The 14,366-nt window shown below is 48.9% G+C and carries 17 protein-coding genes; 2 read left to right on the top strand and 15 right to left on the bottom strand.

What is annotated here, in order from left to right; genetic code table 11:
- Nucleotides 1-13 precede the first annotated feature (13 nt).
- Complete coding sequence (locus ACWJJS_RS01555) at nucleotides 14-1,438, bottom strand: capsular polysaccharide export protein, LipB/KpsS family (RefSeq protein WP_454023257.1); 1,425 nt, start codon at nucleotides 1,436-1,438, stop codon at nucleotides 14-16.
- Nucleotides 1,439-1,442: 4 nt separating this feature from the next.
- Entirely contained in the window at nucleotides 1,443-2,213 is a 771-nt protein-coding gene (locus tag ACWJJS_RS01550; protein WP_024085938.1) for a glycosyltransferase family 2 protein, read from the bottom strand.
- A gap of 280 nt (nucleotides 2,214-2,493) precedes the next feature.
- Here ACWJJS_RS01550 and gerQ point away from each other — a divergent pair, with 280 nt between their 5' ends.
- On the top strand, nucleotides 2,494-3,039 hold the full coding sequence (gene gerQ / locus ACWJJS_RS01545) for a spore coat protein GerQ (RefSeq protein ID WP_003150971.1): 546 nt from the start codon (nucleotides 2,494-2,496) through the stop codon (nucleotides 3,037-3,039).
- Between the two features lie 46 nt (nucleotides 3,040-3,085).
- Here gerQ and ACWJJS_RS01540 read toward each other — a convergent pair whose 3' ends face one another.
- The 8 genes from ACWJJS_RS01540 to ACWJJS_RS01505 all read right to left on the bottom strand — a co-directional run bounded on the left by ACWJJS_RS01540 (nucleotide 3,086) and on the right by ACWJJS_RS01505 (nucleotide 8,467).
- Nucleotides 3,086-3,457, bottom strand: coding sequence for a DUF423 domain-containing protein (locus ACWJJS_RS01540; RefSeq protein WP_003150969.1), 372 nt, complete (start codon nucleotides 3,455-3,457; stop codon nucleotides 3,086-3,088).
- A 63-nt stretch (nucleotides 3,458-3,520) separates the two neighbouring features.
- Nucleotides 3,521-4,840 carry a purine/pyrimidine permease gene (locus tag ACWJJS_RS01535; RefSeq protein WP_003150968.1) on the bottom strand — a complete coding sequence of 440 codons (1,320 nt, stop codon included), beginning with the start codon at nucleotides 4,838-4,840 and terminating at the stop codon, nucleotides 3,521-3,523.
- Between the two features lie 18 nt (nucleotides 4,841-4,858).
- Nucleotides 4,859-5,281: a YwdI family protein gene (locus tag ACWJJS_RS01530; RefSeq protein ID WP_015387535.1), complete on the bottom strand. Its 423-nt coding sequence runs from the start codon at nucleotides 5,279-5,281 to the stop codon at nucleotides 4,859-4,861.
- Between the two features lie 58 nt (nucleotides 5,282-5,339).
- Nucleotides 5,340-6,023 carry a uracil-DNA glycosylase gene (locus ACWJJS_RS01525; protein ID WP_012118732.1) on the bottom strand — a complete coding sequence of 228 codons (684 nt, stop codon included), beginning with the start codon at nucleotides 6,021-6,023 and terminating at the stop codon, nucleotides 5,340-5,342.
- A 14-nt stretch (nucleotides 6,024-6,037) separates the two neighbouring features.
- The gene (locus tag ACWJJS_RS01520; protein WP_094247918.1) at nucleotides 6,038-6,844 is read right to left on the bottom strand and encodes a glycosyltransferase family 2 protein; all 807 of its coding nucleotides are present in this window, start codon (nucleotides 6,842-6,844) and stop codon (nucleotides 6,038-6,040) included.
- Nucleotides 6,845-6,928: 84 nt separating this feature from the next.
- A complete protein-coding gene (locus tag ACWJJS_RS01515) occupies nucleotides 6,929-7,456 on the bottom strand; it encodes a hypothetical protein (protein WP_071392445.1) in 528 nt (175 codons plus the stop codon).
- A gap of 44 nt (nucleotides 7,457-7,500) precedes the next feature.
- On the bottom strand, nucleotides 7,501-8,136 hold the full coding sequence (locus ACWJJS_RS01510; RefSeq protein WP_173612934.1) for a permease prefix domain 1-containing protein: 636 nt from the start codon (nucleotides 8,134-8,136) through the stop codon (nucleotides 7,501-7,503).
- A complete protein-coding gene (locus ACWJJS_RS01505; RefSeq protein WP_003150960.1) occupies nucleotides 8,129-8,467 on the bottom strand; it encodes a PadR family transcriptional regulator in 339 nt (112 codons plus the stop codon). Before ACWJJS_RS01505 ends, ACWJJS_RS01510 begins: the two co-directional genes overlap by 8 nt.
- Before the next feature lie 149 nt (nucleotides 8,468-8,616).
- On the opposite strand from ACWJJS_RS01505, the gene ACWJJS_RS01500 reads away from it, so the two are divergent.
- On the top strand, nucleotides 8,617-9,429 hold the full coding sequence (locus ACWJJS_RS01500) for a bifunctional hydroxymethylpyrimidine kinase/phosphomethylpyrimidine kinase (RefSeq protein ID WP_454023256.1): 813 nt from the start codon (nucleotides 8,617-8,619) through the stop codon (nucleotides 9,427-9,429).
- Between the two features lie 30 nt (nucleotides 9,430-9,459).
- On the opposite strand, the gene ACWJJS_RS01495 is transcribed toward ACWJJS_RS01500, so the two are convergent.
- From ACWJJS_RS01495 to ACWJJS_RS01475, 5 genes are all read right to left on the bottom strand, one after another.
- Complete coding sequence (locus ACWJJS_RS01495) at nucleotides 9,460-9,735, bottom strand: DUF1273 domain-containing protein (RefSeq protein ID WP_229154584.1); 276 nt, start codon at nucleotides 9,733-9,735, stop codon at nucleotides 9,460-9,462.
- 63 nt (nucleotides 9,736-9,798) lie between these two features.
- Nucleotides 9,799-11,238: a sucrose-6-phosphate hydrolase gene (locus ACWJJS_RS01490; RefSeq protein ID WP_454023255.1), complete on the bottom strand. Its 1,440-nt coding sequence runs from the start codon at nucleotides 11,236-11,238 to the stop codon at nucleotides 9,799-9,801.
- Nucleotides 11,235-12,617 carry a sucrose-specific PTS transporter subunit IIBC gene (locus ACWJJS_RS01485; RefSeq protein WP_454023254.1) on the bottom strand — a complete coding sequence of 461 codons (1,383 nt, stop codon included), beginning with the start codon at nucleotides 12,615-12,617 and terminating at the stop codon, nucleotides 11,235-11,237. Before ACWJJS_RS01485 ends, ACWJJS_RS01490 begins: the two co-directional genes overlap by 4 nt.
- Nucleotides 12,618-12,834: 217 nt before the next feature.
- A complete protein-coding gene (locus ACWJJS_RS01480; protein WP_003150954.1) occupies nucleotides 12,835-13,665 on the bottom strand; it encodes a PRD domain-containing protein in 831 nt (276 codons plus the stop codon).
- Nucleotides 13,666-13,688: 23 nt separating this feature from the next.
- On the bottom strand, nucleotides 13,689-14,003 hold the full coding sequence (locus ACWJJS_RS01475) for a hypothetical protein (RefSeq protein WP_003150952.1): 315 nt from the start codon (nucleotides 14,001-14,003) through the stop codon (nucleotides 13,689-13,691).
- Between the last annotated feature and the right edge of the window lie 363 nt (nucleotides 14,004-14,366).

Here is a 14,366-nt window from a genome sequence, read left to right as displayed (position 1 = left end):
GCTCCTATCTTTTTTATGAAGGGTCAACCCGTCTGAAGCTGACTCCGGTTTTTTCCTGAAGCACTTGGCATAAAGCGGCAAGCGAATCCTGTACCGGGTAGTTCGCGGCGACAAAAGCACGGCGCGCCTGTTCCGCTTTTTGATATTCTGCGGGGCTTTCGCATATCCGGATTAATTCCTGAGCGAGTGCCTGCGGGTCCTCAAAGACAAATTCTCCAAGTGAATGATAATAAGGGTATCGGCGGGTTCCCGCTGATTTTCCGATCAGCACGGGCTTTTGAAACAGCATCGCTTCAAGACCGACCGTTGATGTCTGTGTCACCGCAGCGTCAACATACGGGAGAATATCATACAGCTCCATCTCTTTTTTGATGATTTTGCCTGCTTTATATTTCCGCAGCACCTGATTGTAAGCATCCAGCTTGTTTTTGCCGATTTCCCACGGATGAGGTTTAATAATGAGCTGCATGTTCTTTTGGCCGGCAAGCTCTTCAAGCACTCCCGTATAAAATTCATCAGAAAACGGCTGCGTGGCGATCAGCACCGTCCGCTGTGACGGGAGAAAAGAAAGTTTGCGGTAAAACGTGTCCCGATCTATCGGCTCTCTTGAGAAAATCTCGTCGAAACGGGGATGCCCCGTGATGATGATTTGTTCCTCCCTGCAGCCTTTTGCTTTATACCACTCCGCTTCATAAGCCCCGAATACGGCCTGATAGTCCGTAAATACGGGCAGAAACGCTTCATCTCCCATGAGCGCTCCGTGCTGCAGACAGATGCTGACGGCGTTTTTTTTCGCGGACATCAGCGCCAGCATACGGCTGTAAATATCCTCCGTCGTGCCGACTACAACGGCGGAAATCTTCTCGGCCGTAAACAAAATATCAACGGCGTCAATCGCTTCAATAAATAACGGGATGTCTTTATACAAACGTTCCTGAAATTCTCTGTTTCCGAAAGCGGGATGGCTGTGAAGCTCTTTCAAAATGGAATGGGCTTTTTCAATATAAGGGACGGGGTTCCCTTTTTGTCCCATTTCCGTCAGCTCCAATTTGCAGATAACGGGCAGCCCATGATGGTCAGGCAGACTCCACCTGGCCAGTACCGCTGTTTTTGCCGGATCAAACTGCCGGTAATTTCCCTCGGTGAACCGAAGATGATCGAAATGCAGAATGACTTTTCCGTTTACCGGTTTCTCATCTGTTTTCTTAATGTTTTGCCTTTTTTGATCATAATAAGGCTGAATACCGGCTTCAGGAATATGCTGATCCGCCGGACCGAAAAGCTCTGGGTTCTGCTCCATGCTCTCCCGAAGCGCCGGACTGATATATTGATAAAAATTACTGATCAATGCGAGCGGGATGTCTTTGTAGCGAAGTGACTGAAAAAGGTCAATATACTGCCGGTACAGCACCCAATAATTCGCTAAGTATGCCGACAAGCCCTCACCCCTTTCCAAGCTTTTTTAATGATTCCCTCAGCTCCCGGCACGTGGTCTGCTGCGGAAGGCTGTTCACAAACTCGTTTTTCTCCGCCGCGAAAAGCTGATAATGGATGGATTGATCGGTAATATAATTGATATCAAGCTCCTCAGAAATCGGGTAAAACGGATAAAAATGATTCACTCTCCAGAAAAAACGGGCGTCACCGATACGGTAAAACGCGGGGCTTTCATCCCAATAGGAACCGAATGCCGATTTGACCTGTTCCAGCACGGAAAACCGGTGCATGACCGAACAATGGTCAATGGCGCACGGCGCGTTCCACACGATCCGTTCGGCGGGCCTGGCCGTCTCCTTCACCGTCTCTTTCCGCTGATTCAGATGATAGGTTTTGGAACTTGAATACACGACGGCTTTTTCCGGGTCTTCATCAAGCTCTTTCACCATTTTCTCAAGCCGTTCCGGCACATACGTGTTGTCGTCGGTCGCATACGTCACGTACTCGCCCTCCGCCATTTCTATTGCCTGATTAATCAAAGCAGCGTAGCGTGTTTTTTCCGTTCTTTCTTTGACGCCCGATACATCGCTTTGATAAAACCGGACGCGGTCATCCGTGAGAAAAGGACGTATTTCCGCCAATGTCTCTTCATTTGAGTTGTCATCCATAATGAACAGTTCAAAGTCTGTAAACGTCTGAGACAGAATACTTTTAATAGAGCGGGCCACATAGTCACTTTTGTTATAGCTCGTCATGATCACTGACACTTTAGGCAACTCGTCACCCCCTTTTCGCACCTGAAACTACCGCTATCATATGTTCCTTATGCGGAAGATGCGCTAGGAATACAGACTATTATGTGAAAAGTAAGCATTGCGCGCACAAAAAAAGCCGGCTCTGATGTCCGGAAACATTGGATCGTATTTTCTTTTTTCGCATAAATCTTTCTTTGGGCTCATATGGTGGAATAGATAAAAACAGCAGCCGCTCTGTCGGCTGTCTGATACTTGTCAGGAGGTTTCAGCATCAAGAGGTTTTCATCAAAGGAGGAACAATATGAAACCGAAAAAGAATCAATATCAGCAAATGCAGGGGATGGGGATGGGAATGGATATGCAAGGATTCCAGCCGCAGCTCGGGCCTAATCCTTATCCGCAGCCTCAGGGCCAAGGATCACAAATGATGCCGATGCAGCAGCAAATGACAATGCCGATGCAGCAAGGCCAGCAGGGCTTCGGCGGGGGGTTCCCCGGCCAGCCGCAGCAGCAGGGCGGCGGCAGCTTTCAAATCCCGTCAGGTCCATCATCGTCACAAAACGTTCCCGGCATGCTGCCGATTGAAGAGTCATACATTGAAAATATTCTGCGGTTGAACCGGGGCAAAACGGCGACGATTTATATGACATTTGAAAACAGCAAAGAATGGAATTCAAAGATTTTCCGCGGTGTGATTGAGGCGGCGGGACGTGACCATATCATCATCAGCGATCCGAAAACGGGCACCCGCTATCTGCTTCTGACCATTTACCTTGATTACATCACGTTTGATGAGGAAATCGCTTATACTTATCCGTACTCCATGTCTTCTTATTCTCCGAGATAAATCAAAAAGCCAATCGCTCACTTGACAGAGGATTGGCTTTTTTTCTTTATAAATATTTGACGGCCGCGACGATAATCATAATCCAAGAGATGATAAACGCCACGCCGCCGAGCGGTGTAATCGCGCCGAGAATGGAAATCTGCGTCACGCTCAATACGTACAGGCTTCCTGAAAACAGAACGATTCCCGCAAACATCAGCCAGCCCGCAACAGAAACACTGCCTGCGCCAGAAAGCTTTTCGGCCAAAAACGCGACAGCCAGAAGACCGAGCGCGTGATACATATGATATTGCACGCCTGTGTGCCACACCTGCAAATATTTATCGGGGATTTTCCCTTCAAGCCCATGCGCGCCGAAAGCGCCCAGCGCCACGGCCAATAAAGCGTTAATCGCACCAAGAATAATAAACACTTTCATCTATTTTTCTCCCGCCTTTTCGTTAAAGTTTCCAATTCAATCATAACCCAACATCGGCAAAATTCAACGTCCGTCATCCGATGACACGAGATTGTCGGATTTTTTCTTTTTGATAAGCTGGATTCGGTCAATCGCTATCGCCAGCAGCGTCCCGAGCACAAGGCCGTTGCTTAAGAGCGAAATCAGGATCGGATGCATCCCTGATAACGCGCTCTCCGGCACAAACATTACGCCGACCCCCGTGAGGAGCGCCAGACCGATAATGGAGCGGATTCGTTTTTGCTCCGCTTTCTCATAAGAGTCAAACTCTGTAAAGGCAAGACCCGCCATCGTGGAGAAAACGACGAAGTTTACCGCAAAGCCGACCGGTGAGGGCAGACTCGCAAACGCATTCATAAATAGCGGGATCATACTGATGATCATGACAAATACACTTCCCAAAAGAAACGGCTTTTTCGAAGGAAGCTTCGTCGTCTCAATAAAACCGGCCGCCCCTGAAATCGGCACAGGCGCAATGCCCCCTGACAGCCCGCTCAAAAGGTGGCTGATCGAAGCCGCAAACCCTGCCGGACGCTCACGCCGTTTCCCAACGGTGCCGCCGAATTTTTTCACCGCCGCTTCTACAACCCGGATGCTCGCGAGCATGTTGACAATCAAAAGCACGGTAATGAAGAGTGACGTAATGATCAAGCCGCTGTCAAACACGGGTTTTCCAAACGGAAAAAGAACCGGCAGCTGAATCACGCGATCCGGTATCTGAATCGGTTTGGCAGCGCCGAAGACGGCGAATAAGATCCATCCGCCGGCAAGCGAAAGGAGAATCGCATACTGTCTTAAGAACGTAACATTCGATCGGGACATGATGAACATCGCCGCCGTCACAACCATGGCGAGCCCGAATACAAGGCCGTCGACGCTGTTTTTTAAATAGCCGATGCCCAAAAGGCCTTTCACAATCGGCTGACTCAGCTGCATGACCAACAGCAGCAGATACACACCGGTCACAACCGGCGTAAACAGCACGGCCAGCCGTTCAATCACTTTAAAAAGGCTGAACAAAAAGAAAAAGACAGCGCTTAATAACAGCGCCCCCTGCAGCGCCCGCAGCGTCTCGCCGAATGTCGCAAACACCGTGCCCGTCAGTCCGCCGTAAATCGTGTATACGCCCCACCATAAGCCTGCCGGGCTTTCATTAATCGGCAGACGATGTCCCTGGAGACATTGGATGACCGCAGCGACGCCAAGCACAAAAAATGTGCTCTGAATCAATGCGGCAGAATCGGCATGGTTCAAGTGAAATGATTGTGCGATGGCGACAGGAACTACAATCGCAGCCGCAATCATAAATGCCGTCCATTGCAAACCCCCGAGTATCAGTTTCAAGTCAATCAACCTCTCCTGTTAAAAATCGAAAATGGAATCCCCGTTTCCGTCTTCCTCACGTTCGTCTTTCGCTTTTTTCTGATATTGGTTCAGCCCGGCGCTGCCCATCATTTTTTCAAGCAGCAGCGGGTCTGTCGAAGGAGACGCGGAAGGTTTCGGCGCCGCTTTCGGAATCGGATTCTGCACAGGCGCCGGAGCGGTGTGCGTCTGAGTGCCGAGCACGACATCACACAGAGAGCGGATGGCGGCCGCGTGCATTTTGACCTCCTCGGTGCGGGTCGCCGTTTTCGCCTGCCTCAGTTCTTCTTCCATCTTCTGAATTAAAGCAGAGATATGTATGTTCATGAGTAAATCCTCCAGCAGTAATTTGTCTTCTTCCTGCATTTTATCAAATTTCTGAGCGAATCGCAGAATGGAGTTTGTTATTTTTTCTGACGGCATACCGCCCGGAACGTCAAAAAAGACGCTCCCGCCGGGCGGAAGCGCCTCAAAAAACCGTTTATTGCGGCAGGTCGGGGATGCACCAATCGATCGGCTGCTCCCCCATTTTTTCAAGGGCGGCGTTTGTACGGGAAAACGGTCTGCTCCCGAAAAAACCGTTCCTTGCCGAAAACGGGCTCGGATGAGTCGATTCAATAATAATGTGTTTCGATGTGTCAATGCGCTCTTTTTTCATCTGCGCGTGACGCCCCCACAGGATAAAGACAATCGGCTTCTCTCTTTCATTCACCACATCAATGATGCGGTCAGTGAGCCGCTCCCACCCTTTGCCTTTGTGGGAATTGGCCTGCCCGCGGCGAACCGTAAGCACTGTGTTTAACAAAAGCACTCCCTGCTTCGCCCAGCTGACGAGCGATCCGTGGTTCGGTACGGAGCAGCCGATATCGTCCTGAAGCTCTATGAAAATATTTTTCAAAGACGGCGGCTGTCTGACCCCGGGCTGAACGGAAAAACTAAGCCCGTGCGCCTGTCCTGGCCCGTGATACGGGTCCTGCCCGAGAATGACCGCTTTTACATCCTCATAGGGCGTATAATGCAAGGCGTTAAAAATATCATGGCTGTCAGGATAAATCGTTTGGCTGCTGTATTCTTGTTTCAGCATCTCTCTCAGCTCTTGATAATACGGTTTGTCAAATTCATCTTTCAGCTGATTCCACCAGCTGTCTTTTAAAAGCTGTTTCAAACTGTCCGTCCCCCTTATGAACTGTGCAGTCTTGAATGGACGGGCTTTCCGTCCCACACAATGTCAGTCGGCGCCTCCCGCCTCTTCATGTCCGGCTCTCCAAGAAGAACCGCGAAGTTTTTCGTCGGGAGCTCCCCAAGCCCGTGCTTTTCGCTTAACCGGTCTAAGTACCGCTTCCGTTTGCCGCCGAGATCCGCGGACTGATTGCCGCCTCCCTCAAAAAACGCATATATGACGCTTGCGCAAGGAACACGCTTCACACAGTGCTGTTTCGCGGCGCGCAAATAAAAGTCCCAATCCCAATAATTATGGACATCCGGATCAAAATACCCTAACGTGTCATGCAGAGAACGTCTGTACATGCTGCCTGACGGAACGTACGTGGAAAATACCCGCATATCCGCATAATCCGCCGTATAGGCGAATGGCTTTCGTGACACCGGGTATCTCGTGCCGCCCCGTTCTTCAAATGACACAATTTCCGCGTCAGAATGGACAAAATCCGCATCAGCAAGTGCAGCCGCCATTCTTTTCAAATGGCCCGGCGTAATGAAATCATCATCATCGCACAGCATGATGTAATCACCCGACGCTTTTTTCACACCTGCGTTCCGCGCTTCCACATGTCCGGCATTCTGTTCTAAATCAATAATCTGAATCGGCAGATCGCTGTACAGCTGCTTCGCTTGTTCGACCGATTCCCCGGCATCATTTACGATGATGACTTCATAAGGCTTAATGGTCTGCCTGGAAATCGACTCCAGCAGTTCACACAAAGCCGGAATCCGATTATACGTGACTATGACAATTGATATATTCATGACCCGCTCCTTCTGCTTTTTCTCATGTTCTATTAAAACATAAAGCGGCGGAGAGATCAGGGGGGATTTTTGATTTCGGCCCATTCAGAAACAAATCCAGGTCATCCCCGCCAGCAAAACCAGAATGATCAGAAGGTCTCCCCAAACAGTGCATACCGCCTTGGCATTAAGTCTGCCCGCATCCATGGCATTCCAAAGTTTTGATTGATAAACAGGCACCAGCACCATCGCATAGCATGTGCACAAGCAGACAAAAGCCGGCGGGACAAGCGCACATCCATCCTCATGCCAATCATGAATCAGTTCCGGTATACTCACCCCGCTGTCAATGTACAAGTATAATATACCCGCCAGCGGAATGAGCGAGCTGATCTGCAGCTCGAAAAGCTTCACCTTCCACTCACGCGCAAACGAAACGGCCCAAATCCATCCCAGCGCATAAAACAATAGAAGAAGCAAAATACTGAAAACAACAAAAATAGCGTCTTGCATCCCATTCAGAAACATAATAAAAAGACTCACAACGGGCAATGCAAGAACCAAGCCGCAGACGGTAAATACGGTAACGGCTATTTGGGCGCACGCACCGTACATCCACGAACCTAATCTCATTTTAACACCCCTATATAGATTCCCTATGTATATAGTAAAAAAGATCAGGCAAGTCTCTGCCTGCCTGCGTAAAAACCCATTTTGCCGCAAAACGGAAAACATACCGTCACAACGGCGCATACTGCCGCAAAACTCGGTGTGACCGCCGAAGGAAACAGCCCAGCCGGAACCAGATTGAACAAAAAGACAAACATAAAACATAGATTCGGCACCATTGAAGCCCATACCGTCCGCTCAGCAAGCTTTTTGCCGCCTGCCCCGAACTCTTTGCCAGCTTGATAGCCGATTTGGAACCAATACAGCACATAACCGATCATAATCAGCCATACTGAAACGGAAACCCCTTTCCACAGCGCGTCAACTGCGGGATGAACCCTCCACGCGTGCATCATCGTAATCATCGCCCCCATCACAAAAAGACCGCAGTTGCAGAACAGATAAAAGAGCATAAAAGTCCGCGCGGGAACCGCCGAAGCTTTTTGAAAAGCAGAGATAATCTCAGACGGAGTCCCCACTTCCCGCAGAATAAGCTCCATCGCTTCGCTTTCGGTTTTGCCTTTTTCCAGATGATCACAAATGGCATGATGAATATGGCTTTCGATTTCCTTTAATAATTCACGGCTTCCGGCCTTGCCTTCCAGCCCTTTTCTGATTTCCTGCACATAAAGGTCCTTATCCATTCTGCCCGCCCCGCTTCAGCATCCGGTCCATCAGAGCGGAGAACAGATTCCATTCCTTCGTCCGTTCGGCTAGAATGTTTTTTCCTTCATCGGTGATCCGGTAATATTTTCGGTCGGGCCCTTTGGTCTGCTTTTCCCAGTAAGAAGAAATATAGCTTTGGCGTTCAAGCTTATGAAGCGATGGGTACAGCGTGCCTTCCTTCATTTGCAGTTCATTCCCGCTTCTTTTCTCCATTTCTTTCACAAGTTCATACCCGTACATGGGCCGTTCATTCAGCAGCGTCAGCACCAGAATGACCGTGCTTCCCTTTACAAGCTCCCTGTTGAGCATTTATTTTCTCACCCTTACCTAGTAATCTTATGTAGGTATTGTACGCACATCCCCCGGGGCTGTCAAATCGTTCCTCCAAGCCTTCCGTATTGTGATCGGGAGAAAATCTAACTATAATGAGATATAAAACACTGATGGAGGCCATTGATATGTCAATGCACAAAGCACTTACTATTGCCGGTTCTGATTCCAGCGGCGGCGCGGGAATTCAGGCCGATTTAAAAACATTTCAAGAAAAAAACGTATACGGAATGACGGCTTTGACCGTGATCGTAGCGATGGACCCGGAGAACAGCTGGGATCATCAAGTATTTCCGATTGATGCCGATACGATTCGCGCACAGCTGGCGACGATTGTTGACGGAATCGGCGTAGACGCCATGAAAACGGGAATGCTCCCTACCGTGGAGATCATAGAGCTTGCGGCGAAAACGATTAAAGAAAAACAGCTGAAGAATGTCGTTATCGATCCTGTCATGGTCTGCAAAGGAGCGAACGAAGTGCTGTATCCGGAGCATGCCGAAGCGCTTCGCACCCAATTGGCGCCGCTGGCAACCGTCATCACGCCAAATCTGTTTGAAGCAAGCCAGCTGAGCGGTATGGATGAATTAAAAACGGTGGAAGACATGAAAGAAGCGGCCAAGAAAATTCACGAACTCGGCGCGAAATATGTATTGATTACAGGCGGAGGCAAATTGAAACATGAAAAAGCGATCGACGTGCTGTATGACGGAGAAACCGCGGAAGTATTAGAAAGCATAATGATTGATACGCCTTACACGCACGGAGCCGGATGCACATTCTCCGCCGCAGTGACGGCAGAACTGGCCAAAGGCGCTGAAGTGAAGGAAGCCATCTATGCGGCAAAAGAATTTATCACTGCGGCAATCAAAGAATCTTTCCCGCTGAACCAATACATCGGACCGACTAAACATTCGGCGATGCGTCTTAGCGGAAAATAAAATAAATATCCCCCTCATGATCGAGGGGGATTATTTCATTTTTTTCGCGGATGACCGCAAAAACATCTCAATCGATTGCACAAACAGCGCATATTCCTTCATCTGTTCATATGTATGCCTCAGCCGATCACTCCATTCATTGTGCGGCTCAGCCCTCTTGAGCATGCGATTCAGCTGAAGCAATACTTCTTTATATTCTTCCCGCTTATCTTCCACTTGCTCTGCGGCTTTGACAAGTAAACATTTCGGCGTCATCTTCTGATTTTTCAAAGCTGAGAAAACAACTCCTTTTATTCCTGGAATCATAGGCTTTCGTTTGAAGAATAGCACAGATGGCATAGGTTTCACATAAGAAAAAAGAACGATTTTCTACAAAAGTGTCCAAATTGAGGCATTTATTTCCGTTTTTCCAACCGAAGTGACGGTTACGTCATCATTTCCCGGGAAAGGAAAATATCTGGCGCTGAATACCTCTTCTCCATCATTCAAAAACAATTCGATGGAGGATGCATCCAGAAAGAGCTGGACGGAATGCACCTCGCTGATGGCGCAGCTTCTCTTTTCTTTTTCTTCTCCGCTGAAAGCAGTGCGCTCCAGCACAGCCAGCCCCTCTTCCTGATGAAATATAAACCGGGACGCACCCCGAATTGAGATTTCAAAACCGGATTCGCAAGTGATGTCTTCCAGCAGCACTTCAGCCCGGGACGCATCTTTCACCGGGAGGCTTACAGACGAGCAATTCAATTGAAGACTGCGCTTTTGTTCATCCGTGCGGCGCGATTTCATTTCCGGGAGCGGACGCTGTATGATTCTGCCGTTGGACAGTGACAGCTGTCTCGGCATCGTTAAGCAGTGAATCCAGTGATACGCATGTGTCGGATGTTTGTCCTCATGCTGATCCGGAACGCCCATCCACGCGAACAGAATCCTCCGTCCCTTATCATCTTCCAGCGTCTGCGCCGCATAAAAATCAAATCCTCTGTCAAGCTCCGTAAATTCACCATGCTTAAATTCTGGCGGCTCTGTATGCAGCCTGCCGAGGAAATAGCCCGCCTGGTGGCTGTTATGATATTTTATCCCGTCGGCTTCAAGCCCCTGCGGACATACGAGCAGCACGTCGGTTCCGTCAAGGGAAAACAGGTCGGGACATTCCCACATATAGCCGAATGACCCGAGACCGCCCGAGTCCGCCCCCGCAATCGCACCGAGAAACGTCCAATCCGTCAAGTTCTCTGACGTGAACAACACAGCGCTTCCGGTGAGCTTTTCTGTCTGCGCGCCGAGCACCATGTAATACGCCCCGTCCTTCTCCCACACCTTCGGATCACGGAAATGAGCGGTATAGCCTTCCGGGAGACGCGTGACGACTCCTTTTTTATCAAATACGATCCCGTCTTCGGATACGGCGAGGCATTGATACGTTTCCCGATTTCCTTCTCCGTCACGGACATTGCCTGTGTACATCAGGCAGAGCCGCCCGTCTTTTTCGATGGCGCTTCCGGAATAACAGCCGTTTTTGTCATACCACTCACCCGGCGCAAGCGCGATTTCTTCCTCTTTCCACTCAACGAAATCCTTCGTCGTCACATGCGCCCAAAATTTCGCGCCGTGCCCCGTATGAAATGGCTGCCATTGAAAAAACAAGTGATAGACGCCGTTCCATTGGATGACGCCGTTCGGATCATTTAAAAGCCCGACCGGCGGCATAACATGATAGTTCTGGCGGTATGGATCTGACGCGGCTGTTTCTTGCCGCTTCTTTTTCACTTCCTCAGCCTGCAGGCGCAGCTCTTGATCCGGTGTCCTCATTTGACGGCCTCCTTTTCTTTAGCTCCCATAATGTAAGCGGCAATAAACGCCGAAACAGAGGCGATGCCCATTCCGATCAGATAGTTTATAAGATTTCCTAAACCGAGCGGAGCCGTGATGGCAATCATCGGAATTCCGGTCAGACCGTAAGCATTGGCTGCGACACCGGTCACCACGACATAGGCCCCTCCCAGCGCTCCGCCGATCATTCCCGCGATAAACGGCTTACGGTACCTTAGGTTCACACCGAAAATGACTGGTTCGGTTACGCCGAGAAAAGCGGAAAATGCGGCAGGCAGGGCGATTTCTTTCATTTTCGCTTTTTTCGTCAGGAAAAATACAGCCAGTCCCGCCGCGCCCTGAGCGACATTCGCCATCGACCAGATAGGAAGGATATAGTTTCTGCCCAAATCAGCGATGAGGCCGGCCTCAATCGCATGAAAGCTGTGATGCACACCGGTAAGCACAATAAGCGGATAAAGACCGCCGAAAAGAAGTCCGGCAACAATACCCGCATGATCATACACATATGTCAGCGAGACGGTAATGCCTGATCCGATCGCCCTGCCAAGAGGACCGATTGCGATAAAGGTGATAAATCCTGTGACAATCACCGTGACAAACGGGGTGACCAATAAGTCGAATGCGTGAGGCACCATTTTTCTCGTGCCCTTTTCCACTTTGCTCATAATGTAAACGGCTAACAGTACGGGGATGACCGTCCCTTGGTAGCCGAGCAGCGCAATGTCGAAGCCGAAGAGCTGCATAAAATCAGGCGATGCATCCGCAAGCCCCCACGGATTCAAAAGCGCCGGATGGATCATAATCCCCCCGAGCACGGCACCGAGATAGGCATTGCCGCCAAATTCCTTCGCCGCACTGAACCCGATGAATACGGGCAGGAAGATAAACGCCGCGCTTGAAAACATGTCTAAAAGCTTAAACAGCGATGATTGTTCAGACACCCAGTGAAAAGCCTTCATCATGCCGAGCAGCCCCATTAAAAGTCCGCTTGCCACGATAGCCGGAATGATGGGAACGAATATGTTAGACAGTGTTTTCGCAAATCTTGCGGCCGGATTCAGCTTTTTTTTCGCTGCGTCCTGATGTGTCTCACGATCCTCCCGCTCCAAATCGGCTTCTTTTGAAACAGCGTCATACACTTTATTCACAAGACCGGTGCCGAATATAATCTGATATTGCCCCGAGCTGCTGAAAGCCCCTTTTACTCCTTCTGTCTCTTCAATATCGGCCTGGCTGATCTTCTGTTCATCTTGAATGACGAGCCTGAGCCGTGTGGCGCAATGTGTCGCGCTGATGATATTTGATTTCCCTCCGATGTGTTTGATAAGCTGTTTTGCCGTTTCTTGATAATTCATGATGTATCCCCCTTTCTAAAATCAAAAAAGACCTAAAATTCGCCAACGAAAAAGGTCAGCATGATCCCTTTTTCATGTACGCAAATTTTAGGTCTTGCCTGCATTACCAGTCACAATCCCGCCGATTCAGTTTTTTAATGCGCTTTCATTTTATTTCATGATAGCGCTTTCGTCAATATGTTTTCAAAAAAAAAGTCTGTTTCTCGAAACAGACGCGTTATTCCGGGTTTTTTTGCAGACGCTGGACATGCAGCGTAATATAGCCGGCCTCGGATTCCGGCAGTTCCAAATCATATTCATTTTTTAAGAACGCCGCCAGTTCAAGCGCACACCGATAAGCAAACGGATACTTTTTTTGGATGAAATAAAGCATCTCCTCGTCCATGGAATGGAGTGCTTCATTTGAGTCCAACCGGCTGACCGCATACCGCAAGTGCGTGACGAGGCGCTGATAGGAAATACTGTCTTCATCCACCTTCTGTTCGAAAAAGGATTCGATCTTTTCGATCATTTCTTTGATCATGGTTGTATGCTTCATCGCCGAATACATGCTTTTGGCATCCGCCTTAGCAGTGTGGATATGAAGCGCGATATACCCCGCCTCATCATCAGGCAATGATATACCGAGGGTTTGTTTCACGTGTTCAACCGCCCAGCGGCCGATTTCATATTCTTTTTTATAAAGCGCCTTAATTTCATGAAGCAATCGGTTATGCACCTGAAGGCCGTTTTGAATCCTTTCGATCGCAAAGGATAAATGGTCCGCCAGCGCAATGTGGATGTGATCGTTCAAAGGTGCCGCAAGCTCTCCCTCCGCATGGCTGATGATATCTTCAGCCGCCTCTATATGCTCTTCGGGAAGCGTTTCTAACACTTGTTTGAACTTTTCATTTTCGTCGTGCACGACAAATATTTTTTCAATTTTATGTTTTTGAATCACATCATTTTTTCTCTTTTGAAAAGCGATTCCGGGACCCATTACGATCTTTTCCCGTCCGTCTTCTTTTATTAACGCCGCATTGTTATTTAATACTTTGTCTATTCTCAAGAGGTTCGCTCCCGTTCATATGTTTAGTGGGATTGTACCCTCTTTTTCATATGATGTAAAGGTGCCGGACCCGCGCGCTCCCGTTTCGGCAATTCTTTGCGGACAGGCATCCATCGATTTTTATCCAGCCTGCCGCGGGCCGATTTCGTTTCATCGGTCAAATCCGCCGATCGGACACGGCTCACAAACGAAAAAGCCCCAGCCGTCCGCTTCGCTTTCTTATGATAAGCCGCTTGGTTTCCGTACACGGCGGCTAATGGATATCTTCCGTTACCCGGCGCCATCCAGTTCATCAGAAAGACCATCCACACCCGTAAAGATACTAGCAAACGTTTCATTGCAAATCATCCCTCCGCTTCTTTTTGACAGACAGCTTGTTCGCAGGCCTGTTTTTCTCTCCGCTTTAACGGAAAAGGCGGCCGATCCTTCTCCGCTAAAAACTAGCGGGTCTAGCAACCCTATGACTCTATGATAGACGCGGCCGGGCGAATTGTTTGTCACAATATGAGTGAAAAAACAAACTAGTTTTCAGAAGTTTTGTTGAAAGCTGATGGAAATGACCTGAAAAATGGAAAAGCCGATAAAAAAAGTTATACACACCTTATCCCTTGGTTAAGCACAGCTTAAACACAGGGTATATCCACATATCCACAAACTCGATCTATATTTTGTATAGGAACACTCGTTCCCAACAATATATA

Source organism: Bacillus sp. JK106, assembly GCF_053663355.1.
This window is presented reverse-complemented; position numbering and strand designations above follow the sequence as displayed.

Coding starts and splice junctions, on each gene's coding strand:
- gerQ (WP_003150971.1), top strand. CDS start 2,494: ATGAAACCGAAAAAGAATCAATATCAGCAAATGCAGGGGATGGGGATG.
- ACWJJS_RS01540 (WP_003150969.1), bottom strand. CDS start 3,457: ATGAAAGTGTTTATTATTCTTGGTGCGATTAACGCTTTATTGGCCGTG.
- ACWJJS_RS01530 (WP_015387535.1), bottom strand. CDS start 5,281: ATGCCGTCAGAAAAAATAACAAACTCCATTCTGCGATTCGCTCAGAAA.
- ACWJJS_RS01520 (WP_094247918.1), bottom strand. CDS start 6,844: ATGAATATATCAATTGTCATAGTCACGTATAATCGGATTCCGGCTTTG.
- ACWJJS_RS01515 (WP_071392445.1), bottom strand. CDS start 7,456: ATGAGATTAGGTTCGTGGATGTACGGTGCGTGCGCCCAAATAGCCGTT.
- ACWJJS_RS01510 (WP_173612934.1), bottom strand. CDS start 8,136: ATGGATAAGGACCTTTATGTGCAGGAAATCAGAAAAGGGCTGGAAGGC.
- ACWJJS_RS01505 (WP_003150960.1), bottom strand. CDS start 8,467: ATGCTCAACAGGGAGCTTGTAAAGGGAAGCACGGTCATTCTGGTGCTG.
- ACWJJS_RS01500 (WP_454023256.1), top strand. CDS start 8,617: ATGTCAATGCACAAAGCACTTACTATTGCCGGTTCTGATTCCAGCGGC.
- ACWJJS_RS01495 (WP_229154584.1), bottom strand. CDS start 9,735: ATGATTCCAGGAATAAAAGGAGTTGTTTTCTCAGCTTTGAAAAATCAG.
- ACWJJS_RS01490 (WP_454023255.1), bottom strand. CDS start 11,238: ATGAGGACACCGGATCAAGAGCTGCGCCTGCAGGCTGAGGAAGTGAAA.
- ACWJJS_RS01485 (WP_454023254.1), bottom strand. CDS start 12,617: ATGAATTATCAAGAAACGGCAAAACAGCTTATCAAACACATCGGAGGG.
- ACWJJS_RS01475 (WP_003150952.1), bottom strand. CDS start 14,003: ATGAAACGTTTGCTAGTATCTTTACGGGTGTGGATGGTCTTTCTGATG.